Here is a 23,814-nt window from a genome sequence, read left to right as displayed (position 1 = left end):
GGAAAGATAAGTGCAAGTAAAATTTAATGTTACAGGTAAAGAAAGAAAAGAGCTTGTCAAAGGGATTGAAAGAATCACAAATGAAAAATCCAAGTATTTAGGAATGCCAAGCATGGCGTATGAAATTGGAATCTTTACAATTGATAAGACGGGGACAGTTTTATGTGAAGATGATTTTGCATTAGAAAAATTGGTGCATAATCTTATCGGAGACGGCTTTATACCCGAGGAAGAAAGTAAAAGCGAACACGACGCCACACAAAGCCTTACAGTAGCAATACCAAGGGAAAAGGTAGATTTAGCCAAACTCAATAAAATTCTTGAAAATAAGGGGGATTTAATCAAGAAGACACTGGGAGTTACAAGCCTTGAGATAGAGGAAGATGAAGAAAAGATAAGTTTTCCCTGGTTTGAAAATATCGATAACGAACATCTAATGACATATACAAAATTTATTGCTGCACTTTGTAAGATGAGTGTGGGTGCGAAACGCATTAACGAATTTTCCAAAGAAGTTATAAATGAAAAATATGCCTTTAGATGTTTTCTTTTAAGACTTGGTTTTATCGGAGATGAATTTAAGAAGGATAGAAAATTACTTCTTGAAAAGCTTTCAGGATCATCAGCTTTTAGAAATGGAGGTCATAAAGATGAAGTTTCCAAGTAAAGAGGTTGTTGAAGAATTAAGAAAAAGGTATCCAGTTGGAACTAGAGTAGAGCTTGTCTTTATGGAGGATATCCAGGCACCGCCTATTGGTACAAAAGGAACAGTAAGGGGGATTGATGATATTGGCTCTATTATGGTTTCTTGGGATAACGGAAGTAGCCTAAGTGTAGCTTATGGTGAAGATTCCTGTAGGAGGGTTTCAGATGAACGATAAGGTTAAAGAACAAATCCTAGCAATTAGAAAAACAGGTCTAACAAATATGTTTGATGTAAAGGCTGTTCAGAAAATCGCCTTTGAAATGGATTTTTACGAGTTAGTTGATTTTTTAGAAGAAGATAGAAAAGCCTATGTCAATTTCATTTTGTATGGAGATGAGAAGTAGCTTTACTATGAAATTTATATTATTTATGTAATTTCCATAAGTAAAAGATGGTGTAAATTGCTATAAAAATACTACACTTTTCTTGGAAAATGACTTGCTATATCCTTCAAAGTACGGGAATATAAATATACCAAAACAAGAGGAGGAAAAAACAATGACAAAGCAAGAAATTTTTAGAGAAGCGACAAGAAAGCTAAACGAGAAGAAAGCAGCCCTTTATAAAGGAGAGCCTGAAAGAAAACTTTATGATGAAGGCAAGATTGGCTGGAACGAATACCTAAAAAGAGCCAAAGCAAGGGAAGAAAAAGAAAGAGAATTCTATAAGGAAAATGAAAACTATGAACTCTACGATGCAGGTCTTATCACCTACGATGAATTCTTAGAATTGGAGGGAAAATAAGATGAACAAAATGATATATTTAGCAAATAATTATAAGATACCAACACAGGCAACACCGGAAGATTTAGAAACGAGATGGGGTAAGGTCATAACCTTTGGAGATAGGGTGATTCTTGTAGGACACTACTATCACCCAGATGGAAATTGCTACTTTGCAGCAGTTTATGAATTCCTAGATGATGACCATTCATGCGAAGGTTTTATTGGACTAAGGGAAGTAAGCGAAGAAAGATTTGAAGATGATGGTCACGCAATTGAGTGGGCATTAAAACAAAACTGAATTTCAGAGCCTAGGCTCTGTTTCTCGTAGTAGCAGCCAAAGGGCTGTATTTTTTATGCCTAAAAGGGGGTGAGTTGATGGCAAAATACAAGACTACAAAATTTAAATTAAAAGATTCTATTTATAGCAAAGACCATGCAGATTATGCTGTAAATTTCATTGAATGCCTAAGCCATACCAAAGGCACATGGGCAGGTAAGCCATTTCATTTACTTCCATGGCAGGAGCAAATCATACGAGATTTATTTGGCGTATTAAAACCAAATGGATATAGGCAGTTTAATACAGCCTACATTGAAATCCCAAAGAAGATGGGTAAGAGTGAGCTTGCAGCTGCTGTTGCCTTACTTCTTTGTTGTGGTGATGGGGAAGAACGAGCTGAAGTATATGGATGTGCAGCAGATAGACAGCAGGCAACAATCGTTTTTGATGTGGCTGCCGATATGGTTCGTATGTGTCCGGCATTAAATAGAAGAGTAAAGATATTAGCATCACAAAAGAGAATCATATTTCAGCCAACGAATAGCTTTTATCAAGTTTTGTCTGCAGAAGCATATTCCAAGCATGGGTTTAATATTCATGGCGTTGTGTTTGATGAACTTCATACTCAGCCCAATCGTAAGCTTTTTGATGTAATGACAAAAGGTTCAGGGGATGCAAGAACACAGCCTCTATATTTTTTAATCACAACAGCAGGAACAGATACACATTCCATTTGCTATGAAACTCATCAAAAGGCTAAGGATATATTAGAGGGAAGAAAAATAGATCCTACTTTTTATCCTGTAATTTATGGAGCAGATGAAACTGACGATTGGACAGATCCAAAAGTATGGAAGAAAGCAAACCCATCACTTGGAGTTACTGTTGGAATTGATAAAGTCAAAGCAGCCTGCGAATCGGCAAAGCAAAATCCGGGGGAGGAGAATTCATTTAGACAGCTAAGACTTAACCAGTGGGTAAAACAAGCGGTAAGATGGATGCCAATGGATAAGTGGGATGCCTGCTCCTTTGTAGTAAATGAAGATGAGTTTGAAGGAAGAGTGTGTTATGGAGGACTTGACCTTTCCTCTACAACAGATATCACTGCATTTGTACTTGTATTTCCACCAATAGATGAGGAAGATAAATTTATAGTTCTTCCTTATTTTTGGTTACCGGAAGATACACTTGATTTAAGGGTAAAGCGTGACCATGTTCCTTATGATATTTGGGAAAGACAAGGATATATTCAAACGACTGAAGGCAATGTTGTGCACTACGGATATATAGAAAGTTTTATAGAAAAACTTGGAGAAAAATTTAATATCAGAGAGATTGCCTTCGATAGGTGGGGTGCTGTTCAGATGGTACAAAATCTAGAAAATATGGGCTTTACCGTAGTTCCTTTTGGACAGGGCTTTAAGGATATGAGTCCGCCTACCAAAGAACTTATGAAATTAACACTAGAACAAAAACTTGCTCACGGTGGTCATCCTGTACTTAGGTGGAATATGGATAACATATTTATTAGGACAGACCCTGCAGGAAATATCAAAGCAGATAAAGAAAAATCCACAGAAAAGATTGATGGTGCAATTGCCACCATCATGGCACTTGATAGGGCGATTAGGTGTGGGAATCAAAATACAGAAAGTGTATATGACAGCAGAGGTATTTTGTTTATGTAGTTTCAAAACTTGCTTTTGTCCGTTATTTTTGCTTTTATAATGCACAGAAGAAAGTACTAAATATAAAATAATCGCCTAAACTCTTAACAATCGCCTAAAAATATGCTGCAATTAGGCGAAAGAAAGAGGGAGTGTATTTATGTAGGTATCTGTTTTTGAAATATAGATAGGGAAGAGTCATCCTTATTTCAGAAAAATTGATTTTCTGAAATAAGATTAAGTTTAGGGAATTGATACCTCAAACTTGATAAAAATAAAAGTTTAGGGTATAATGTAATCAAAAAGGAGGGATATGGTATGTTGCACTATGAGAGAAAGTTAAAAACTAGAAATATATACCTGAATCAATTGATTGCATTTAAAGACAAAGAACCCGTAAAGATTATAACAGGAATTAGAAGATGTGGAAAATCAAGTTTATTAAAACTAATGCAGGAATATCTTTTAAATTCTGGAGTTAAACAAGATCAGATTATTGCAATAAATTTTGAATCCCTTGAATTTCAAGAGATGAATTACAAAGAATTATATGAATATGTAAAGAAAAAAATTCCAACTACAAAAAGGGCTTATTTATTTTTTGATGAACTTCAAAGGATAGAAAGATGGGAAGATGCTATAAATTCATTTCGAGTTGATTTTGACTGCGACATATATATAACTGGATCCAATTCATATCTATTGTCATCGGAATACTCTACATATTTATCTGGCAGGTATGTAGAAATAAAAATGTATCCATTATCATTTAAGGAATTTATAGATTTTCATGGATATAAATTAAAGGAATATAAAACACCAATTGGAGAAAAGAAAAAAAGAGCCGTAAATGAGAATGATGAAATTGTTGAAATCAGAGACTTATTTGATGCATATATGCGATATGGTGGTATGCCTGGGATAGCAGATGTTGGGCTTGAACAAGACAAAGCGATGACTTTACTCGATGGAGTATATTCAACTGTAGTTGTTAGAGATATCCTTGAACGCGAAAAAAGAAGAGGAGTAAGACAAATTACAGATGCAGAATTACTTAGAAAAATCATATTATTTTTAGCCGATAATATTGGGAATAATACATCTCTTAATTCGGTAAGCAATACGCTTGTATCTGAAAACATGATTCAAAATCGTGAAAGACAAGGAAAACCGGCAACGCAAACTATTGCATCATATGTAGGGGCATTAAAAGAATCATACATGTTTTATGATGTTAAGCGATTTGATATAAAGGGAAGAGAGTATCTAAGAACACTTGGCAAGTATTATATAGTGGATATTGGACTAAGAAATTATTTACTTGGGTTTAGAGATAGAGACAGAGGACATGCTTTAGAGAATATGGTTTACTTTGAATTGCTAAGACGTGGGTTTGATGTGGCAATTGGAAAAATTGATAATTTAGAGGTCGATTTTATTGCTACAAATGCAAATAAAAAAATGTATATTCAAGTAACTGAAAGTATGAAAAATGAATCGGTCAGAGAAAGAGAATTAAAACCTTTACAAAAAATCCATAATAATTATAAAAAAATGGTTATTACTTTAGATAAAGCACTTGACGATGAATATGATGGAATTCAATCTATTGATGTAATTGAATGGCTATTAAAATAAAGTAATGAGAGAACATAACGATAAGCATCTACTTCAGTAGTAGGTGCTTTTTCTATGAAAAAATAGGAGGGATGTGAATGGGAATATTAACCGGATTATTCAAAAGTAGAGATAAGCCAATAAATAGAACAAATGGAAGTGCATATAGCTTTCTAATGGAGGGTTCATCATCCGGGAGAAGAGTAAATGAACGCTCTGCTATGCAGATGACAGCAGTATATAGCTGTGTTCGTATTTTATCAGAGGCAGTCGCAAGCCTTCCACTTCATGTCTATCTACGGACAGATTCAGGAACTGAAAAAGCAATAGACCATCCGCTATATAAAGTTCTTCATGATGAACCAAATCCTGAAATGACAAGTTTTGTATTTAGGGAAACCATGATGACACATCTACTTTTATGGGGTAATGCCTATGCTCAGATAATAAGAAACGGAAAAGGTGAGGTGTTGGGTCTTTATCCACTTATGCCTGACAGGATGAAAGTAGATAGGGATGATAAAGGCAGTATCTATTACGAGTATCTGGTAAGTGATGGAGATTCCAATCTTGGAAAACAGGGAACGGTTAAGCTAAATCAAAGTGATGTTCTTCATATTCCGGGACTTGGTTTTGACGGGCTTGTCGGATACAGTCCGATTGCAATGGCTAAAAATGCGATAGGTATGGCAATAGCTACAGAAGAATACGGTGCTAGTTTCTTTGCAAATGGAGCAACGCCATCTGGAATACTTGAGTATCCAGGAACAGTAAAAGACCCACAGGCAATGAGAGAAAGCTGGTCTAAAGGTTTTTCAGGAAGTAACTCACATAAGGTAGCAATCTTGGAGGAAGGAATGAAGTATACACCGATTTCCATATCTCCCAATGAAGCACAGTTTTTAGAAACAAGAAAATTTCAAATCAATGAGATAGCTAGAATATTCAGAGTTCCACCTCATATGGTAGGTGACCTTGAAAAGTCCAGCTTTTCTAATATCGAGCAACAATCACTAGAGTTTGTAAAATACACCCTTGATCCTTGGGTGGCAAGGTGGGAGCAAGCTATTGTCAGAAGGCTATTTAGTGAAGAAGAAAAGAAAAAATACTATGTGAAGTTCAATGTGGATGGCTTACTTCGTGGAGACTACCAAAGTCGTATGAATGGTTATGCTATCGGCAGGCAAAATGGATGGATGTCTGCAAATGATATTAGAGAATTAGAAAACCTAGACCATATTCCTAGTGAAGAAGGAGGGGATTTATATCTCATAAATGGAAATATGCTCCCACTAAATCGTGCAGGAGCATTTGCAGGTGATAGAGTAAAGGAGGAAGAACCTAATGAAGAAGTTTTGGAAGTGGAAGAATCAAATGAAAAACCAAAACGAAGAGGAAGTGACAGAACGCATCCTATTCCTTAATGGAACGATAGCAGAAGAGTCATGGTTTGATGATGATGTTACACCACAGCTTTTTAAGGAAGAGTTAAATGGGGGAAATGGAAATATTACTGTTTGGATTAATTCTCCAGGAGGTGACTGTGTAGCAGCAGCTCAAATCTACAATATGTTAATTGATTATAAGGGTAATGTCACAGTCAAGATTGATGGCATAGCAGCAAGTGCTGCATCGGTTATTGCAATGGCAGGTACAAAGGTTTTAATGAGCCCGGTATCCATGCTGATGATTCATAATCCTATGACTATAGCTTTTGGGAATAAGGGTGAGATGGAAAAAGCAATCTCGATGCTAGATGAAGTGAAAGAATCCATCATCAACGCTTATGAAATTAAGACTGGAATGTCTAGAGCAAAACTATCCCATCTAATGGATTCGGAAACTTGGATGGATGCACATAAAGCAGTGGAGCTTGGCTTTGCAGATGACATCTTAAAAAGAAGTGATGCAAAGGACATGGAAGTTCCACAGGTAAGTATGATGTATTCAAAAGCGCAGGTGGTTAATTCACTTATGGATAAGTTAGCTGCTAAATGCAAGATAGAAAGTAAAGAAACAAATACAGGTATCAAGGCGGACAAGTTAATGGACCGTCTTTTTTTAATGAAAAATTGGAGGTAAAAAACTATGAGTAAGATTTTAGAAATGATTGAAAAGAGAAATAAGGCATGGGAAGGTGCTAAGGCTTTCCTTGAAAGCAAACGTGATAAAGATGGGCTTATTTCTGAAGAAGATGCAAATACCTATGATGAAATGGAGAAGAAAGTAAAAAATTATAGCTTAGAGATTGAAAGACTTCAGCAGATGGAGGCGATGGAACAAGAATTATCTAAACCTATCAATTCAGCCATTGTATCTAAACCTATGGATGGAAAAGATGATAAACCAGAGAAAAAAGGCAGAGCATCGGACGAATACAGAAAGGATATGCTTAAGGCAATCAGAAGTAACTTTAAGCAGGTCACTAACCTTTTGCAGGAAGGGGTAGATACCGATGGAGGCTATCTTGTTCCGGAAGAATATGATGAGAGACTTATTGATGTTCTAAAAGAAAACAACATTATGAGAACTCTTGGAACAAAGATTACAACATCAGGTCTTCATAGAATTACAGTAACGGCAACAAAGCCTGCAGCCCTTTGGGTTGAAGAAGGTGGTAAAATTCCATTTTCAGATGCAACATTCGGACAGATTACCATTGATGCCTTTAAACTTGTTGTAGGGGTTAAGGTAACAAATGAACTTCTTCATGACAGTATGTTCCCTCTTGAAAGCTATATTATAGAGCAGTTTGGTAAGGCAATGGGTAATGCCGAGGAAGATGCCTTCCTTAATGGAGATGGTAAGAAAAAACCTCTTGGAATTTTCCATAAAGATGGCGGAGCTATGAGCGATGTAACAACAGCAGGTGCAGTTATTTCCTCTGATGATATTATCAGTCTTGTGTATGCTCTTGGAAGACCATACCGTCAAAAGGCAAAGTTCATCATGAATGACCAGACCATTGCTATCATTAGAAAACTCAAAGATGGAAATGGAAACTATATGTGGCAGCCTTCCGTTAAGGAAGGAGAGCCTGATAGACTTCTTGGTTATCCGGTATTTACTTCAGCGTATGCACCAATAGTAGAAGCAGGAAAACCTGCTATTGCATTTGGTGATTTTTCATATTACAACATTGCAGACAGAGGAACAAGGTCAATGCAGGAACTTACTGAACTTTATGCAGAAACGGATACTACAGGATTTATCGCAAAGGAAAGAGTAGACGGGAAACTCATTCTTCCGGAAGCTGTTCATCTTCTTACTGTAAAAGCAAAATAAAGGAAGGGAGGGTGCTAGTTATGGTTGTAAGTCTTGAAGAAATGAAAAACTATCTGAGGGTGGACACAAGTGAAGATGATGATTTAATTAGCACCCTTATAAAGTCTGCTGAAAAAATGTGTCTTTCCATTGTAAGAAAAGAGGAAGATGAAGTTATCAAAGATAGTTTTGACGAATATAAGGTGGCAGTACTATACGGGACTGCCTATCTTTATGAACATAGAGAAGAAGCTGACCATCATGAACTAACGATTACGCTAAGGTCTATGCTATTTGGAGTAAGAAAGGCGGGATTCTAATGTACCCTTTCGATGAAACAAAACGAAATCAAAGATTTCTGTGTTTCTATCGCTGGGCACAAGAACATTTTTCTTTGATTTGTGTAACGGAGGTAGAAAAATGAATATAGCTTTATTAAATAAACGTATTATCATAGAAAAAAGCATAGTGGAAGTAGATAAAATCGGAAACCACAAAAATGTATGGAGTAAATATTACTCTTGCTATGCAACTATCAGCAGTGAAAGCCCAAAGGAAGAAACAAGCAGTGGTGCTATCTGGGATGAAAGTAAAATTGACTTTACTATTCGCTACAGTAAGGAAGTATCGATCTTATCTTCCATTGGTTATAGGGTTATTTTTTATGATGATATTTATGAAATTGAAGGAATTGACCACATGAACTACAGGAAGAAAAGCATAAAACTTCATTGTAAGAGGTGCGAGAGATGAGCAAGGTAAAAATTGATAGTCTTTCATCTGAAGTGATGAAGGAGCTTGAAAAATATGCTGATGTTACAACTGAAAATGTGAAAAAAGCAGTTCAAAAAGCTGGAAAGACAGTGCGTGATGAAATCAGTACTAATGCACCAAGTGATACAGGAAAGTATGGTAAAAGCTGGACGGTAAAAACTGTGAGAGAAACATCAAACAGTCTGGAACTTGTAGTTCATTCTAAAAATAGATATCAGCTCACCCATCTTCTTGAGTTTGGTCATGCAAAGCGTGGTGGAGGTAGAGTGTCTGCTAGACCACATATTGCAGCTGCTGAAGAAAAGGCTATAAAAGTATTTGAAGAAGAGATTAAGGAGGCTATTTCAAATGGATAGGTTACTTGAAATCATAAAAAGAATTGGACTTCCTAGTGCATATCATCACTTTGCTGAAGGTGAATCACCTAAGCCACCTTTTCTTATTTACATCTTGCCAGCAAGCGATAACTTTTCAGCAGATGGAAGGGTCTACTTTAAAGCAAATGAAGTTCATATTGAAGTCTATACGGACTACAAGAGTCCTGAGATAGAAGAAAAGATAGAAGCTGTGCTCGATGAGCATGGCATTTTTTATAACAAATCAGAAGTCTTTATAGAGTCTGAAAAGCTCTATGAAGTCTTATATATATTTGAAATGGAGGTAAAGACAAATGGGAAATAAAGTAAAATATAACCTTAAAAATGTTCATGCTGCAAAGCTGAAAAAAGATACAAGTGGTGCATTTACTTATGAGAGTCCAAAGCGGGTGCCGGGAGCCGTCAGTATCAGTCTTGATGCAGAAGGAGAATCAAGTCCATTTTATGCTGATGGCATTGTTTATTTTAGGTCTACTGCTAATAACGGATATAGTGGTGACCTTGAGATAGCACTTATTCCAGAATGGTTTAGAACAGAAATTCTGAAAGAAGAACTGGATAAAAATGGAGTGCTTGTAGAAAAGGCGAATGTGTCAGAAACAGAAAAGTTTGCACTATTATTTGAGTTTGATGGTGATATCAATGCAATTAGGCACGTCCTATATAACTGTTCTGCATCTCGTCCATCAATTGAATCTGAAACGAAGGAAGATACGATTGAACCTGGAACAGAAACACTATCGCTTACAGCAGATCCAAGAGAGGATGGTCTTGTAAAATCAAGAACAGGGGATACCACATCTGCTGATACCTATGCTAATTGGTATAAGAGCGTTTATGTACCACAGGCTAATTCTGAAACACCTAAGCCTTCAGGAAAATAAGGAGGAAAGTTATGCTTGAGAAAACAGTAAGAGTAGGAGAACTTGATGTAAAGTTTCGCTCATCTGCGACCATTCCAAGGCTATATAGAATTAAATTTAAGAGAGATATTTTCAAAGACCTTTCAAAGCTTGAAAAAACTTTCAAAGCACATGAGGGGTCTTTTGAAATTGATGACCTTGAGATATTTGAAAATGTAGCATACATCATGGCTTATCATGCGGATAGGAGTATTCCGGGGAATATTGATGATTGGCTTGATCAGTTTGAAATGTTTTCTATTTATGAAATCTTGCCTGAAATTCTTGAACTTTGGGGAGCAAATCTTGAGACAGAAGTTCAGTCTAAAAAAAACTTCCAAAAAGTAGCAGGGAAATGACAACGGCCCTATTTCTACTAAGGTGCGTGGAAATAGGGCTAAGTATTTCTGAACTTGATTTACTAACCATAGGTATGGTACTTGATATTTGGACAGAGAAAGCAAATGATGGAGTAAAATACAGTAAGGTTGCGGGGCAAGCTGAGTTTGACAGATTCTAATTTATCGTAAAATATGCTATAATAATCAATAAGATAAATGTGAATTTGGGGGAGGTGAGTCAATATAATGCCGCAAATGAATAAAGGTGGTAAGTTTATTTTTGGGAAGTCAACTATTCGTTTAGATGGTACTATTCAATTTCCAACGCAGGCAATAGAAGAATATAAAATTACCAATGATGATAAGATTTATTTGTTTACTGGAAGTAAAAGAACTGGTGGATTCTGTGTTACTACAAAAAAATTACTTTATCCTTCAAAATTAGGACATATATTGCAAGAAACACCATTACTTTTAGAATATACAACTAATTCAGGTGAGTTTGTGAAGTATAAAGGTAGATGGTACTGTTGGATAAGCATATCACCGGATGGTAAAATAAAATTAACAGAAGAAATGATGGGATTTTTGGGCTTACAAATAGGTATGGAATTACTCTCTATTCGAAGTAGTGATATTGCATTTACTATGGGAGCAAAAGGACCTTTATTGGAAAAATCTCTAAATTATAAAGGAGAAATTCCTATATTTTGAGAAAAGTAAAAAAAGAAATATAGATCAGAGATTCGTCTAATTAAATATTAAATTGTTTTTATGGCACTTACGTAACAGTAGGTGTCTTTTTTATCCCCATTTTTTAGAAGGGAGGTGACGGGGTGGCCAATAGAATAAAGGGAATTACTGTTGAAATTGGTGGAGATACAACAGGTCTTGATAAAGCCTTAAAAGGTGTAAACTCTACAATAAAAAATACGCAGTCACAGCTCCGTGATGTGAATAGGCTACTTAAACTTGATCCTTCCAATGCAAAGTTGCTTGCTCAAAAGCAGCAGTTACTGCAAAAGGAAATCTCTGAAACAAAAAATAAACTGGATGCTTTAAAAGAAGCAGATAAGCAGGCAAAAGTACAGCTAGAAAATGGAGAACTTGGACAAGACAAATATGATGCTCTGCAAAGAGAAATTATTGAAACAGAAAACAACCTAAAGGCACTTGAAGAAGAGGCAAAAAAAGTACCGTCAGCCTTATCTGTTTCTATGAAAGAGACAGGAGATAAAATTAAAGCAGTCGGGGATAAGACTACCGAAGTTGGTAAAGGTCTATCCACTCATGTCACAGCACCTATCGTAGCGATGGGTGCTGCTTCACTGTCTGCCTTTAATGAGGTAGATAAGGGAATGGACATTATCACTCAAAAGACGGGTGCATCCGGTAAGGCTTTAAAGGAAATGCAAGATAGCATGAAAAACCTTGCCACATCCATACCTACAGACTTTGAAACAGCAGGTGCTGCAATCGGAGAGGTAAACACCAGATTTGGTCTTACAGGTCAAAAGTTAGAAGACTTATCTGGAAAGTTTATTAAGTTTGCCCAACTTAATAATACGGATGTATCCACTGCTATTGATAATACCCAAAAGGTCATATCTGCTTTTGGCCTTAAGGCAGAAGATGCAGGAGCGCTTCTTGATACTATGAATGCTGTCGGACAAAGAACCGGCATCAGCATGGATACCCTTGCAAAGAGCATGGTAACAAACTCTGCAGCCTTACAGCAACTTGGGTTTTCAGCAAGTGATGCAGCTAATTTCTTAGGCAATGTTGAAATGTCAGGAGCAGATACATCACAGGTTATGACAGGTCTGACAAAGGCGCTTGCCAATGCGACTGCAAATGGAAAGCCTATGAAAGAGGCACTAAAAGATATCCAAGATAGCATGGTTAATGCAAAATCTGATACAGAAGGGTTACAAGTAGCCTATGAACTCTTTGGTAAAAGGGCAGGCGGAGCAATTTATCAGGCTTGTAAAAACGGCTCTCTTTCCTTTGAAGAACTAGGCACATCTCTAAAAGATAACATTGGAAATGTGGATAAAACTTTTAATGAAACCTTAGATCCTATAGATAAGTTTAAGACATCAATGAACAGTCTAAAGATTGTAGGTGCTGATGTTGGAAATTCACTGATGACAGTTCTTCAGCCAATGCTTGAAAAATTTGCTGAAACAATGAAGTCTTTAAATGAAAAGTGGAATAGCCTATCTCCGGGTATGCAACAGGCTATTGTAAAGATAGCACTTATTGCTGCAACGGTAGGACCGGTACTTGTAGTTATTGGAAAAGTCATCACTGCAGTTGGGACAATTACATCTGCTCTTGGAGGTCTTATTGGATTACTTGGAGGAACAGCAACAGCAACCACAGCGGTAGGAGTAGCAGGTGGTGCAAGTGCAGCCGGAACAGCAGCCGCTGGTACTGCAGCAGGAGGGGCAGCAGTAGGCTTTGGTGCTCTTAATGTATCCCTTCTTCCAATCATAGCTATTATCGCAGCTATTATTGCAGCAGTTGTAGCCATCATAGCAATTATTAAAAACTGGGGTGCAATTACAGAGTGGTTTAAAGGCTTATGGGAAACAGTATCAACTGCAATTATGAGTATCTGGCAAAGTATATCAGATTTCTTTAAGGGAATATGGGAAGGCTTAGTTAATATTTTTACTACAGTTTGGGAAACGATAAAAAATGTACTGACTGTAGCACTGATGTTTATTGTGGAACTTATAAAAAGTTATTTTGAACTCATAACTTTACCATTTAGGTTTATTTGGGAAAACTGTAAAGAAACCATTATGGCTGTGTGGGAGGCAATAAAGACTGTAGTAATGACGGTATTAAATGTAATTAGCACCTTTATATCTACAGTTATGAATGCCATAAAAACTGTCATTACGACTGCATGGAATGCAATCAGTAATATGATTTCAACAGTACTTAATGCTATAAAAACTGTAATTACTACAATCTTTAATGCAGTAAAAACAGTTGTAACAAATGTATGGAATGGAATCAAAAGTATAATCGGTTCTGTGGTGGATGGAATAAAGTCAAAGGTATCATCAGTATTTAATGCAGTATCAAGTACAGTAAGTGCTATCTTTAATGGAATAAAAAATACAGCCGTTTCTATTTGGAACGGTATCAAGAGTGCCATTGTTACACCGATTGAGGAGGCAAAGAATAAAGTCAAAAATCTGGTTGATGCCATTAAAGGTTTCTTTGCTGGCATTAGCCTAAAGTTACCACATATTAAACTGCCTCATTTTAGCATTAGTGGACACTTTTCTTTAGCACCACCATCTGTGCCGCACCTATCTATTGACTGGTATAAAAAGGCTATGAATAAGCCAATGCTTTTAAATGGAGCAACTATTTTTGGTAGTAAAGGTGGACATCTCCTTGGAGGTGGAGAGACGGGTCCGGAAGTTATCATGGGACTTGATACTCTTCAAAATATGACAGCCGGAGCAAATGGAGATTTGTTAAGTGTGATGAACAGAGTATTAGCCATCATGGATACCTATTTTCCACAATTTGCAGAAACAAGTATTGTACTTGACTCTGGAGAACTTGTAGGAGGAATTGCACCACAGATGGATATGGCACTTGGTAAACTGCAAAATAGAAAGGCAAGGGGGTGGTAAGCATGTATGGTATGAAAATAGGAGAATTTCATAGTTATAAAGACTTTGGACTTGTTCCAACAAGTAAGCCGGTTGTTAACTTACCATCACCAAAGCTAGAGTATCTTGATATACCGGGAAGACAAGGTGAAATTGATATAACGGAAAGCCTTACAGGTGAAGTAATCTATGAAATGAGAACAGGATCCTTCGAGTTTCTTGTTTCTGACATGGACAAGTGGCAGGAGGTTTATAGAAAACTTCTAAGCACAGTTCATGGTAAAAAGATAAATCTCATACTTGATACGGAAAAAGACTATGTATATCAAGGGAGACTTTGGGTGAGTGAATTTAAGTCAGATAAAAATTATTCACTGATTACTTTGGATTATAAGCTTGAGCCATATAAGTATAGGCTAGAAGATTTGAAAAATGGTGAATTTATTCATAGGATTGATAAAATTGCTATTACAAGTAGTAAATCCATAACGCTTACTTTTGATTCAGATATGATGATTGTACCTGAGTTTAACAATAAAACAGAAAATGTTCTAATCTTAAACTTTGAAGGAAAGAAGTTTACTTTACCTAAAGGCATGAGCAGATTTCCCGAAGTTCGTGGAAGAAAGAATTTAGTACTTTCCTTTACAGGTAGCAGTACATTAGATATCTCATATAAGAGGGGGTGGCTATAAGTGTATAAAATTATGATGGATGGGAATATCATCTATTATCCGGGTGATGAAAAAGCAGTCCTTATAAGTTCTACGCTTAATTTGGAGCTAAATACGGCAGGTTCGCTTAGCTTTATATGCCCGCCTAAAAACCCATATTATGAAAAAATCTACAATAGAAAATCTATTGTCAGTGTATACCGAGATGAAAGAGAAATATTTATCGGTGAAGTCAGAGAACAAACGAAAGACCTGCGTGGAAATAAGAAAGTCCAGTGCGTAGGTCTTTTATCATATCTGGCTGATAGTATTCAGCCTCAGATGGAATACCATAATCAGACGCCTCATCAGCTTTTATCAAGGTTTCTAGAGATTCATAATGAAAAAGTGGATGAAAGAAAAAAGATAAGGCTTGGAAGAGTTACTGTTACCGATCCAAATGATTCCTTATATCGCTACACCAATTATGAAACAACTTTCGAAGCAATTATGACAAAGATGGTAGAAAAACTTGGTGGCTACTTGAAACTAAGAAGAGAAGGCACTCACTTAATCCTTGATTATTTAAGACTTGAAGAAATGGGGAAAGCTACTAAGCAGTCCATTGAATTTGGGGTAAATCTTCTTGATTATACAGAAGACTTATCTGCAGAAGATGTGGCAACAGCCATCATCCCACTTGGTAAGGAAATAGAAGGTGATGCTAATGCTGTCCTAAAACAATATACAGATATTACTTCAGTAAATAATGGTAAGAACTATCTTGTTTCAAAAGAGGCAATAGCTGAATTTGGATGGATTTGTAAGGTAGTACGCTGGGAAGATGTGACAGTTCCTGCAAATCTTTTAAGAAAAGGCTCTGAATGGCTAAAGGATAATCAGTTTGAAAAGGTGGAGCTAAACCTTTCGGCTGTGGATTTATCAGAATTTGGAATCTCTACAGAAACTATAGAATGTGGGGATAGGGTAAGGTGCAGAGCCTATCCATTTGGAATGGATAGAATATTTCCGGTGATGAAACAGACAATTCCACTTCAAAAGCCTGGTGAAATTAAAGTGGTGCTTGGGAGTAATCAGAGTAAAGGCTATATCCAAAGTTCTCAAGATGCAGTAAGGCAGATAAAGGAAGAAGGTATTACTACAAGAAAAATAGATAATGAGAGAGTTCAAAGTGCCATTGATAATCTCAAGGCTCAGATGCATATAGGAACGGGTGGGTATAAGCTGACAGAATATGACTCTTCCGGCAGATGGTTAAGAGATTTATATATGGATACACCAGATAAAAATACGGCTACCAAGGTGCTACAGATTAATATGAACGGTATCGGAGGAAGCCATAACGGATATAAAGGTCCATATGCTGTCGGTATGACACTTGATGGGATGATTTATGGTGATAGAATCATGAGCCACTCCATTGATGCTGAAAAACTATCTGTTTCTTACACATCACAGGTTGAAAAGAAAATCATTGATTCAAAGGCTGAGGCAATTTCAGATACAGATAAGAAACTTAAAAGTTACTATACGATAAATGAAGTAAATACAAAGCTTTCTGCTACTGATAGAAAAATCGAGGCAAGCGTAGAAACCGTAAATCAAAGGCTTGAGCAAAAAAACGGAAACTATTATGGAACATATGAACCGAATTCATCAAGAGCACCGACAAATAGCTGGAATTCTGAAGTGGTAAGAAAAAGCCATATAGGAGATTTTTTCTATGATACGACCACTGGATATGCCTATAGATATATCATAAAAAAACAGGTACTTGAGCTTAAATTTAATGCAAGCTCCAGAACAGAAAGTGAGCGTTACGACTGGGTAGAGATATTTTATGAGCTTGACGGAATAATTTATGCAATACCAAGATGTGGTGGTACAAGTATCTCCGGTCAAACAGTTTTTATTCCGTCAAATAAATTTTGGCTTTACTGGAGATGTGATGGATCCGGTCATGACTACTATGGCTTTAAGGTTGACTATATAAAAAAGGCAAGTTCATATAAAGAAATAGTAGGAACAGTATCAAAACTTCCAACTGACGCGGGAGAAACAATAGAGCTTTCCGGAAGTAATTATCCTGAGTCTGAACACTCGCCATATCAGGATAACACTAGAAAACTGTGGAAATATTCATCATCTGAAAGCATCAGTTCCTCTATATATTTTGACTGGGTGAGAGTAAAGGATAAGGATATAGAGGCTGCGAAAGAAAAGGCAGAAACTGCAATTTCAAAAATATCTGTGGTGGAGGGTTCTATTTCATCAATGGTTAAAAAAGGTGAGTTCGGGACTTTTATGAGACAAAACTATTACAGTTTTTTACTTGGATTTAATGATGCCAGTAGCTATGTGCAAATTACTGCAAGGGAGATTGGACTGTACAATGGCGCAATTGACTATAGCCATAAAAGAGCCGTATTTGATGAAAACGGAAATCACTTTTATCGTGATGGAAAGTATATTGGAAAGATTGGAACTAATATATGGAAAGGTAATAGTTCACATAAAGGGCTGGTATTTGACCTTGATAGCGAAGGTAAATATATGGCTTTTTCACAGGAAGAATCAGCAAATGCAGGGAGTTATACTACCATGCTTTGTTTTTCTAGAGCAAATAGTATTTATAGCCAGTATGGAATCCATCTTGGTTGTAACCTTTATGCTCATGGATTTAAGATTGTAGATCCACAGTGGGAAACAGGATTTGGAGTGAATGCTACAATTAGCTTTGTGCAGATACTTGATATGAATTCGGATGGTACTGTATCTAGGTGGGGTTCCAATGGACGTATGGTTTTTAAGGATGGAATACTTATGGATTTAAATTATTACGGATAGGAGGATGTAAAATGGCAGAATTAATTATTAACACAAATGAAGTCGTTATTAACGAAGGGACACTGAAAAAAGATGTGGCAAAAAAGCAGGAAGTGAAGAATGATAGAAATATTATTCTTCTTGAAGAAATTAACCGAAAATTAGATTTACTGCTTAAAGATAAGGAGGGAAACAATGGAGAAACCAACCATTAATTATGCGATTGCTTATCAGAAGTTTAGAGGAGAGTTAAGTTCACATATTTCAACGTTGCAACAGAAAATACCAATTCCAACTTATATGGTTGAAGGTGTTCTTTCAAGTGTACTTGCTGATGTAAGATCTGCTGTGATAAGTGAAAATTCACTGGAAGTGGATGCTTTTAGGGAAAGTCTTGATAAATACTATGAGAATAGAGAAAAAGAACTTAATGATGAAATTCTTAAACTGAAGGCAGAAAATAAAGAAAAAGTAGAATCATAATGATTTATTTTTAGCAGTTAATAATAGCTGTTTTTTTATTACAAATTTTAAGGAGGAAATTAAAATGAAAGAATTTTGGAACATGATTCAGATTGTTTTTACAGCAGTTGGAGGATGGCTGGGATATTTTTTAGGAGGGTGCGATGGACTAATCATTGCACTTCTTTTATTTGTAGTAACAGATTATATCACAGGAGTGATGTGTGCAGTAGCAGATAAAAAATTATCCAGCGAGGTAGGCTTTAAGGGAATTTGCAGAAAGGTGCTTATTTTTATGATGGTAGGTATAGCTAACATCATCGATATGCAGATTATCAAATCTGGAAGTGTCATTAGAACTGCAGTTATTTTCTTTTATCTATCAAATGAAGGGCTATCTCTTATTGAAAACGCTGCACATTTAGGGCTACCGGTACCGGACAAACTAAAAACAGTTTTAGAACAGTTACATGATAAGGAAAGAGGAGGAAACTAAAATGAGTAATAGTAGATTAGTAGATATGACAATGCTAAGTCCAAATCATAGCGGACGCAGAAATCAGCCGATTACAAAAATTGCAATCCATCATACAGCAGGTGCTATCAGTGCAGCTACCATCGGTAATATTTTTAGACCAACATCAAGGCAAGCATCTTGTAATTATGGTATTGGAAATGATAACAAGATAGTACTTTGTGTAGATGAGAGTAATCGTTCTTGGTGTACATCATCTTCGTGGTGCGACAATCGCGCAATCACTATTGAAGTATCTAATTCCAGCAACGGTGGTAATTGGCCTGTAAGTGATATGGTTCTTGCTAAACTTATTGACCTTGTAACTGATATCTGCAGGAGAAACGGAATCAAAAACTGCACCTATACAGGGGGTAAAGATGGTGTACTTCAAAAGCATGAATGGTATGCTGCTACAAATTGTCCGGGATCATATCTTGGTAGTAAGTTCTCATATATTGCAAGTGAGGTAAATAAAAGACTTTCCGGAAATAGTTCATCTTCTGGTGGAACGAGCACTTCTTCTTTATACAGGGTAAGAAAATCATGGAGTGATGCAAAGAGTCAAAAGGGTGCTTTTAGAAGTCTTGAAAATGCGAAGAAGTGTGTAAATTCAAATTCAGGATACAAAGTGTATGATGCAAATGGTAATGAAGTATATTCAAATAAAAGCACTTCATCAAAAAGTATTGATACTTTGGCAAGAGAAGTCATTGCTGGCAACTGGGGTAATGGACAAGACAGAGTAAACCGTCTTAGAACAGCTGGATATGATTACAATGCTGTTCAAAACAGAGTAAACGCTATTTTATCTGGGAGTGCTAGTAAGCCAAGTGGCAAGTCAATTGATACCTTGGCGAGAGAGGTTATCCGAGGAGAATGGGGTAATGGTCAAGATAGAAAAAACAGACTTGAAAGAGCAGGGTATGACTATAATACAGTACAAATTAGAGTAAATGAACTCTTATAACTGAATATTTAACTATAAGCCTACTGGGGAGAAATCCTTGGTAGGCTTTATTTTTTTGTTTTTGGTTCTTAAATGAGAGTTTTATGTCCGTTCACTATTAGAGGAAGTGACCTCAAGAAAATATGGGGGTGGATATATGCAGATAAAAGAACTGACAGATATTAATGAAAATACAAATGTGATAAAACCTACAGATGAAGAGCTTCAAAGGGAATATAACTATCTTTTAGCTGAGGAACTTGCAAAGAAAATTCTCGCTAATATGCTTATTACACCGAGTGAATTTGAAAAAATCATGATAAAAAACCGCTCTAAATTTCAGCCCTTTTTATCGAAAATAGTGCCATAAATTGCTTGATATATATAGTGTTTAGAGTGATATATGTAATACCGAAAAAAGAAGGGGGTGAGACAATGAAACGGATAACAAAAATTGAACCGGTGAACAAAAAAGCAAACAAAAAACTGAAAGTTGCTGCTTATGCCAGAGTATCTACGGATAGAGATGACCAACTGATTAGTCTTGATGTACAAAAAAATCATTATGAAAAATATATAAAGGCAAGACCTAACTGGGAGTATGCAGGACTTTATTTTGACGAAGGTATAAGCGGTACGCATATGGAAAAGCGTAATGGTCTTTTGAAATTACTGGAGGATTGTGAAAGAGGAAAGATTGATTACGTTATAGTGAAATCCATCAGCAGATTTTCCAGAAATACGATAGATAGTATTGAGACAGCCAGAAAATTATGTGAAAAAGGTATTTATATTTTCTTTGAAAAGGAAAATATCGATACTGGTAAGATGGATAGTGAACTTCTGCTTTCTATATTTTCCAGTCTGGCGGAAAGTGAATCGAGGTCAATTTCTGAGAATAACAAGTGGGGGATACAAAAAAGATACCAAAATGGAACATTTAAAATAGGTTACCCTCCATATGGATATCACAATATAGATGGACAGATGGTGATAGATGAAAATCAAGCTGAAATTGTGAGACTTATTTTTTCAGAAGTACTTGTAGGGAAAAGTCCAGGCTTAATTGCAAAAGAACTTAATGAAAAGAAAATACCATCAAAACGAGGTAAGAAATGGAGTAGTGGTGTTATTCATGGAATGGTCAGGAATGAAAAATATACAGGAGATGTAATTTTTCAAAAAACTTTTACAGATGAGAATTTTAAGCATCATGTAAATTATGGAGAAAGGAATCAGTATTATGCTAAAGACCATCATGAACCTATTGTAAGCCATGACACCTTTGAAAAAGCAAATAACATAATCGAAAAAAATGGCAAAGAAAAAGGCATTGAGAAATATACAGATAAATATAAAAATCGTTATGCCTTATCTGGAAAGATTGTATGTGACGAGTGTGGGGGCAAATGGAAAAGGGTGAAGTTAAACAGTTATTTTGGATTTGCCTGTAATACTCATATTAAAAATATAAATATGTGTAGCATGAAGACAATCCCGGAAGATTCGATTAAATTAGCTTTTGCAACTATGATGAATAAGCTATCAAGTGCCAGAGAGGTGGTTTTATTACCTTTAGAGAGGAACTTAAAAAGAAGTAGTAACGATATGCAGTTAAGTCGATTAGAAGAGCTTGAAAGTTTGCTTGAGAAGAATACAGAAAGAAAAAATCAAGTGATGGATTTTTTTACAAGTGGATTGCTCGATCCTGCAGTAAATTCTGAAGAAATCATGAGACTTGAGGAAGAAAGAAAAACGATAGCAAAGGAACAAGATTTGATTAGCAAAAATTTAAGTGGTGGTCATGAAAGACAAAAGTCATTAGAAGATATTTTAAGTTATACAGCAAAGAAAAACATAATAACAGAATTTGATGATGCTTTATTTTTAAAGTATGTTGACCATATCATAGTTTACAGCAGAACAGAGATTGGTTTCGTTATGAAATTTGGACCTATTTTTAAAGAGAGGATTTAAGATGAAACATACACCATATGGATATACTATCGCTGATGGTAAGGCGGTAGTAAATGAAAAAGAGGGCAAAATACTACAAAAAATTTGTGATAATTATATTTCTGGAATGTCATTTGTAGCATCTGCAAAATCAGTTGGCCTTAAAATGCAGCATTCCAGTGTGAAAAGATTGATGCTTAATAGAAGGTATCTAGGAGATGATTTTTATCCTGCAATTTTAACGGAAGAAATCATGGGAAAAGTAGAAAAAGAACGAATCCGTCGTGAAAAAATCTTAGGCAGGGATAGGAAAAAGCAAGGGAAAATTGTAAAAGGAGTAGTGCATACAAAGTTTTTTGTTCCTAAAATAAACATCAAGTATGAAGATCCCGAAAAGCAGGCAGAATATGCTTATAGTTTAATTGAAAGTGAGGGATGCAGTTTATGATTCTTGCGAGAAATATTACCATGATTCCTGCAAGAAGAATGGTGGGTACGCAAAAACCTACAGAAAAGCCACAAAAATTAAGAGTTGCAGCATACGCAAGAGTATCTACGGAGTTTGAAGAGCAGGAATCAAGTTACGATGTACAGGTAGAACACTATACCTCTTACATTAAGAGCAATCCAGAATGGGAACTGGTAGATATTTATGCAGATGACGGAATTTCTGCAACCAGCACAACCAAAAGAGAAGCATTTAACCGTATGATTCATGATGCAAAAGATGGAAAAATTGATATGATATTAACTAAATCCATCAGCAGATTTTCAAGAAACACAGTGGATTGCTTAAAGTATACTAGAGAACTTAAAGATCTTAATATTGCTGTATTTTTTGAAAAGGAAAATATCAATACTTTAGATGCCAAGGGAGAAGTATTGATGACTATCATGGCTGCACTTGCACAGCAAGAATCAGAATCTCTTTCAGCAAATGTGAGGCTTGGAATTCAATTCCGTAATCAGCAAGGGAAAGTACAGATAAATCATAATCGATTTCTTGGCTATACCAAGGATGAAGAAGGTAACCTTGTTATAGTTCCAGAAGAAGCAAAAATCGTAAGACGCATTTATGCTGAGTATATGGACGGTAGAAGTTTTTTACAAATAAAAAGAAGTTTAGAGAAAGATAGGATATTAAATGGAGCACATAATAAAAGATGGCATGAAAGCAATATAAGACAGATACTTACAAACGAAAAATATATAGGTGATGCACTTCTTCAAAAAACATTTACACTTAATACTTTGGAAAAGAAGAGGGTAGCTAATAATGGAATTGCACCAAAGTATTATGTTGAAGGGAGTCATGAGGCTATCATTGATAGAGATGTATTTCTAAGGGTGCAAGCTGAAATTAGCAGAAGAGCAAATATATTAAACGGTGGTAAAAAGAGAATTTACAGTTCAAAATACGCTTTATCCAGTATAGTTTTTTGTGGTCACTGTGGAGATATATTTCGTAGAATAAAATGGAATAATAGAGGATGTAAATCAACGGTTTGGAGGTGCGTGAGTAGAGTTTTGAAAAAAACGAGTGGAATTGATTGCCCTGCTAAGACAATCAGAGAGGAAGATTTGCAGGCGGCAGTGCTTACTGCTGTAAATGATACATTTAATAAAAAAGAAGAAATTATTCCTATATTAATGGAGATTATTCAGGACGTTATAAATGAGGATTCACAGGAAAGCTTGGAAAAGTTAGATATAAAGATAAAGGATCTACAGGTAAAACTTCTTGAAGCAGGGAAGGAACAAAAAATAATCGATGAAATCGGAGATAAGATCATAACTCTTAGAAAAGAAAAACACGATATTATGACCAAGGCTGCCAAAAATATAGAACTTCAGGAAAGAATAAATGATATGTTTTCTTTTTTGGAAGAGCAGACACAAGCCATTACAGAGTATTCAGATACGCTGGTTAGGAGGCTTATTGAGAAAATAACTATATATGATAATAAGGTAGTTGTTGAATTCAAATCCGGACTTCAGTCTGAAGTTGAGATATAGAATAAATATTTTTAGTCCGTAGGATAGAAACTACGGGCTTTTTTGTATTTCTATGATAAAATGTAAATAATGATATTTTCCCTATTACTATAATAACTTTAGATTTATTTCCCTTTACGGTA

28 protein-coding genes are annotated in these 23,814 nt (G+C 35.9%); all 28 read left to right on the top strand.

The genetic code is table 11. The annotated features are described in order from the left end of the window. Positions 1–10 precede the first annotated feature (10 nt). Positions 11–667, top strand: a complete 657-nt coding sequence (locus tag BUC22_RS05465) for a virulence protein (RefSeq protein WP_073382505.1) — start codon at positions 11–13, stop codon at positions 665–667. Further along, the gene (locus BUC22_RS05460) at positions 651–881 is read left to right on the top strand and encodes a DUF4314 domain-containing protein (protein WP_073382503.1); all 231 of its coding nucleotides are present in this window, start codon (positions 651–653) and stop codon (positions 879–881) included. The genes BUC22_RS05465 and BUC22_RS05460 overlap by 17 nt, the downstream gene beginning before the upstream one ends. Continuing rightward, a complete protein-coding gene (locus tag BUC22_RS05455; protein ID WP_073382500.1) occupies positions 871–1,050 on the top strand; it encodes a DUF5049 domain-containing protein in 180 nt (59 codons plus the stop codon). The genes BUC22_RS05460 and BUC22_RS05455 overlap by 11 nt, the downstream gene beginning before the upstream one ends. A gap of 154 nt (positions 1,051–1,204) precedes the next feature. Continuing rightward, a complete protein-coding gene (locus BUC22_RS05450) occupies positions 1,205–1,450 on the top strand; it encodes a hypothetical protein (RefSeq protein ID WP_073382497.1) in 246 nt (81 codons plus the stop codon). A 1-nt stretch (position 1,451) separates the two neighbouring features. Beyond that, the gene (locus BUC22_RS05445) at positions 1,452–1,730 is read left to right on the top strand and encodes an Nmad4 family putative nucleotide modification protein (protein WP_073382495.1); all 279 of its coding nucleotides are present in this window, start codon (positions 1,452–1,454) and stop codon (positions 1,728–1,730) included. Positions 1,731–1,807: 77 nt separating this feature from the next. Then, on the top strand, positions 1,808–3,400 hold the full coding sequence (locus BUC22_RS05440; RefSeq protein ID WP_073382492.1) for a terminase large subunit: 1,593 nt from the start codon (positions 1,808–1,810) through the stop codon (positions 3,398–3,400). Positions 3,401–3,697: 297 nt separating this feature from the next. After that, positions 3,698–5,017 carry an ATP-binding protein gene (locus tag BUC22_RS05435; protein ID WP_073382491.1) on the top strand — a complete coding sequence of 440 codons (1,320 nt, stop codon included), beginning with the start codon at positions 3,698–3,700 and terminating at the stop codon, positions 5,015–5,017. A gap of 77 nt (positions 5,018–5,094) precedes the next feature. Further along, a complete protein-coding gene (locus BUC22_RS05430; RefSeq protein WP_073382488.1) occupies positions 5,095–6,420 on the top strand; it encodes a phage portal protein in 1,326 nt (441 codons plus the stop codon). Further along, positions 6,341–7,078, top strand: coding sequence for a head maturation protease, ClpP-related (locus BUC22_RS05425; RefSeq protein WP_200805534.1), 738 nt, complete (start codon positions 6,341–6,343; stop codon positions 7,076–7,078). Before BUC22_RS05430 ends, BUC22_RS05425 begins: the two co-directional genes overlap by 80 nt. Positions 7,079–7,084: 6 nt before the next feature. Further along, positions 7,085–8,281, top strand: coding sequence for a phage major capsid protein (locus tag BUC22_RS05420; RefSeq protein ID WP_073382486.1), 1,197 nt, complete (start codon positions 7,085–7,087; stop codon positions 8,279–8,281). 20 nt (positions 8,282–8,301) lie between these two features. Next, complete coding sequence (locus BUC22_RS05415) at positions 8,302–8,580, top strand: head-tail connector protein (protein ID WP_073382483.1); 279 nt, start codon at positions 8,302–8,304, stop codon at positions 8,578–8,580. A 100-nt stretch (positions 8,581–8,680) separates the two neighbouring features. Beyond that, complete coding sequence (locus tag BUC22_RS05410; RefSeq protein ID WP_073382481.1) at positions 8,681–9,013, top strand: phage head closure protein; 333 nt, start codon at positions 8,681–8,683, stop codon at positions 9,011–9,013. After that, a complete protein-coding gene (locus BUC22_RS05405) occupies positions 9,010–9,390 on the top strand; it encodes an HK97-gp10 family putative phage morphogenesis protein (RefSeq protein WP_073382478.1) in 381 nt (126 codons plus the stop codon). Before BUC22_RS05410 ends, BUC22_RS05405 begins: the two co-directional genes overlap by 4 nt. Further along, positions 9,383–9,715 (top strand): hypothetical protein, encoded by a 333-nt coding sequence (locus tag BUC22_RS05400; protein ID WP_073382475.1) that lies wholly within the window; start codon positions 9,383–9,385, stop codon positions 9,713–9,715. The genes BUC22_RS05405 and BUC22_RS05400 overlap by 8 nt, the downstream gene beginning before the upstream one ends. Continuing rightward, positions 9,705–10,295, top strand: coding sequence for a major tail protein (locus BUC22_RS05395; protein WP_073382473.1), 591 nt, complete (start codon positions 9,705–9,707; stop codon positions 10,293–10,295). Before BUC22_RS05400 ends, BUC22_RS05395 begins: the two co-directional genes overlap by 11 nt. A gap of 11 nt (positions 10,296–10,306) precedes the next feature. Continuing rightward, a complete protein-coding gene (locus BUC22_RS05390) occupies positions 10,307–10,672 on the top strand; it encodes a hypothetical protein (protein WP_073382470.1) in 366 nt (121 codons plus the stop codon). A gap of 228 nt (positions 10,673–10,900) precedes the next feature. Beyond that, positions 10,901–11,368 carry a hypothetical protein gene (locus BUC22_RS05385; protein WP_073382468.1) on the top strand — a complete coding sequence of 156 codons (468 nt, stop codon included), beginning with the start codon at positions 10,901–10,903 and terminating at the stop codon, positions 11,366–11,368. 122 nt (positions 11,369–11,490) lie between these two features. Continuing rightward, entirely contained in the window at positions 11,491–14,316 is a 2,826-nt protein-coding gene (locus tag BUC22_RS05380; RefSeq protein WP_073382465.1) for a phage tail tape measure protein, read from the top strand. Positions 14,317–14,318: 2 nt separating this feature from the next. After that, positions 14,319–14,990: a hypothetical protein gene (locus BUC22_RS05375; protein WP_073382463.1), complete on the top strand. Its 672-nt coding sequence runs from the start codon at positions 14,319–14,321 to the stop codon at positions 14,988–14,990. Then, positions 14,991–17,816, top strand: coding sequence for a phage tail protein (locus BUC22_RS05370; protein WP_200805533.1), 2,826 nt, complete (start codon positions 14,991–14,993; stop codon positions 17,814–17,816). A gap of 11 nt (positions 17,817–17,827) precedes the next feature. Beyond that, on the top strand, positions 17,828–18,010 hold the full coding sequence (locus BUC22_RS05365; RefSeq protein ID WP_073382460.1) for a hypothetical protein: 183 nt from the start codon (positions 17,828–17,830) through the stop codon (positions 18,008–18,010). Continuing rightward, positions 17,991–18,278, top strand: coding sequence for a toxin (locus BUC22_RS05360; RefSeq protein ID WP_073382457.1), 288 nt, complete (start codon positions 17,991–17,993; stop codon positions 18,276–18,278). The genes BUC22_RS05365 and BUC22_RS05360 overlap by 20 nt, the downstream gene beginning before the upstream one ends. Positions 18,279–18,342: 64 nt before the next feature. Continuing rightward, complete coding sequence (locus BUC22_RS05355; RefSeq protein ID WP_073382455.1) at positions 18,343–18,753, top strand: phage holin family protein; 411 nt, start codon at positions 18,343–18,345, stop codon at positions 18,751–18,753. 1 nt (position 18,754) lies between these two features. After that, positions 18,755–19,741 (top strand): N-acetylmuramoyl-L-alanine amidase, encoded by a 987-nt coding sequence (locus tag BUC22_RS05350; RefSeq protein WP_073382452.1) that lies wholly within the window; start codon positions 18,755–18,757, stop codon positions 19,739–19,741. Between the two features lie 136 nt (positions 19,742–19,877). After that, positions 19,878–20,090 (top strand): SHOCT domain-containing protein, encoded by a 213-nt coding sequence (locus BUC22_RS05345; protein WP_073382450.1) that lies wholly within the window; start codon positions 19,878–19,880, stop codon positions 20,088–20,090. Between the two features lie 65 nt (positions 20,091–20,155). Further along, entirely contained in the window at positions 20,156–21,697 is a 1,542-nt protein-coding gene (locus tag BUC22_RS05340; RefSeq protein WP_073382447.1) for a recombinase family protein, read from the top strand. A 1-nt stretch (position 21,698) separates the two neighbouring features. Then, positions 21,699–22,124 carry a hypothetical protein gene (locus tag BUC22_RS05335; protein WP_073382444.1) on the top strand — a complete coding sequence of 142 codons (426 nt, stop codon included), beginning with the start codon at positions 21,699–21,701 and terminating at the stop codon, positions 22,122–22,124. Continuing rightward, positions 22,121–23,692 carry a recombinase family protein gene (locus tag BUC22_RS05330; RefSeq protein ID WP_073382441.1) on the top strand — a complete coding sequence of 524 codons (1,572 nt, stop codon included), beginning with the start codon at positions 22,121–22,123 and terminating at the stop codon, positions 23,690–23,692. Before BUC22_RS05335 ends, BUC22_RS05330 begins: the two co-directional genes overlap by 4 nt. Positions 23,693–23,814: the final 122 nt, after the last annotated feature.

It is taken from the genome of Eubacterium callanderi, assembly GCF_900142645.1.
GTDB classification, from domain to species: domain Bacteria; phylum Bacillota; class Clostridia; order Eubacteriales; family Eubacteriaceae; genus Eubacterium; species Eubacterium callanderi.
This window is presented reverse-complemented; position numbering and strand designations above follow the sequence as displayed.

What these genes read in the sequence shown, in the direction of transcription:
- BUC22_RS05460 (WP_073382503.1), top strand. Translation starts at nt 651, where the DNA reads ATGAAGTTTCCAAGTAAAGAGGTTGTTGAAGAATTAAGAAAAAGGTAT.
- BUC22_RS05455 (WP_073382500.1), top strand. Translation starts at nt 871, where the DNA reads ATGAACGATAAGGTTAAAGAACAAATCCTAGCAATTAGAAAAACAGGT.
- BUC22_RS05450 (WP_073382497.1), top strand. Translation starts at nt 1,205, where the DNA reads ATGACAAAGCAAGAAATTTTTAGAGAAGCGACAAGAAAGCTAAACGAG.
- BUC22_RS05445 (WP_073382495.1), top strand. Translation starts at nt 1,452, where the DNA reads ATGAACAAAATGATATATTTAGCAAATAATTATAAGATACCAACACAG.
- BUC22_RS05440 (WP_073382492.1), top strand. Translation starts at nt 1,808, where the DNA reads ATGGCAAAATACAAGACTACAAAATTTAAATTAAAAGATTCTATTTAT.
- BUC22_RS05435 (WP_073382491.1), top strand. Translation starts at nt 3,698, where the DNA reads ATGTTGCACTATGAGAGAAAGTTAAAAACTAGAAATATATACCTGAAT.
- BUC22_RS05430 (WP_073382488.1), top strand. Translation starts at nt 5,095, where the DNA reads ATGGGAATATTAACCGGATTATTCAAAAGTAGAGATAAGCCAATAAAT.
- BUC22_RS05425 (WP_200805534.1), top strand. Translation starts at nt 6,341, where the DNA reads ATGAAGAAGTTTTGGAAGTGGAAGAATCAAATGAAAAACCAAAACGAA.
- BUC22_RS05420 (WP_073382486.1), top strand. Translation starts at nt 7,085, where the DNA reads ATGAGTAAGATTTTAGAAATGATTGAAAAGAGAAATAAGGCATGGGAA.
- BUC22_RS05415 (WP_073382483.1), top strand. Translation starts at nt 8,302, where the DNA reads ATGGTTGTAAGTCTTGAAGAAATGAAAAACTATCTGAGGGTGGACACA.
- BUC22_RS05410 (WP_073382481.1), top strand. Translation starts at nt 8,681, where the DNA reads ATGAATATAGCTTTATTAAATAAACGTATTATCATAGAAAAAAGCATA.
- BUC22_RS05405 (WP_073382478.1), top strand. Translation starts at nt 9,010, where the DNA reads ATGAGCAAGGTAAAAATTGATAGTCTTTCATCTGAAGTGATGAAGGAG.
- BUC22_RS05400 (WP_073382475.1), top strand. Translation starts at nt 9,383, where the DNA reads ATGGATAGGTTACTTGAAATCATAAAAAGAATTGGACTTCCTAGTGCA.
- BUC22_RS05395 (WP_073382473.1), top strand. Translation starts at nt 9,705, where the DNA reads ATGGGAAATAAAGTAAAATATAACCTTAAAAATGTTCATGCTGCAAAG.
- BUC22_RS05390 (WP_073382470.1), top strand. Translation starts at nt 10,307, where the DNA reads ATGCTTGAGAAAACAGTAAGAGTAGGAGAACTTGATGTAAAGTTTCGC.
- BUC22_RS05385 (WP_073382468.1), top strand. Translation starts at nt 10,901, where the DNA reads ATGCCGCAAATGAATAAAGGTGGTAAGTTTATTTTTGGGAAGTCAACT.
- BUC22_RS05375 (WP_073382463.1), top strand. Translation starts at nt 14,319, where the DNA reads ATGTATGGTATGAAAATAGGAGAATTTCATAGTTATAAAGACTTTGGA.
- BUC22_RS05365 (WP_073382460.1), top strand. Translation starts at nt 17,828, where the DNA reads ATGGCAGAATTAATTATTAACACAAATGAAGTCGTTATTAACGAAGGG.
- BUC22_RS05360 (WP_073382457.1), top strand. Translation starts at nt 17,991, where the DNA reads ATGGAGAAACCAACCATTAATTATGCGATTGCTTATCAGAAGTTTAGA.
- BUC22_RS05355 (WP_073382455.1), top strand. Translation starts at nt 18,343, where the DNA reads ATGAAAGAATTTTGGAACATGATTCAGATTGTTTTTACAGCAGTTGGA.
- BUC22_RS05350 (WP_073382452.1), top strand. Translation starts at nt 18,755, where the DNA reads ATGAGTAATAGTAGATTAGTAGATATGACAATGCTAAGTCCAAATCAT.
- BUC22_RS05345 (WP_073382450.1), top strand. Translation starts at nt 19,878, where the DNA reads ATGCAGATAAAAGAACTGACAGATATTAATGAAAATACAAATGTGATA.
- BUC22_RS05340 (WP_073382447.1), top strand. Translation starts at nt 20,156, where the DNA reads ATGAAACGGATAACAAAAATTGAACCGGTGAACAAAAAAGCAAACAAA.
- BUC22_RS05335 (WP_073382444.1), top strand. Translation starts at nt 21,699, where the DNA reads ATGAAACATACACCATATGGATATACTATCGCTGATGGTAAGGCGGTA.
- BUC22_RS05330 (WP_073382441.1), top strand. Translation starts at nt 22,121, where the DNA reads ATGATTCTTGCGAGAAATATTACCATGATTCCTGCAAGAAGAATGGTG.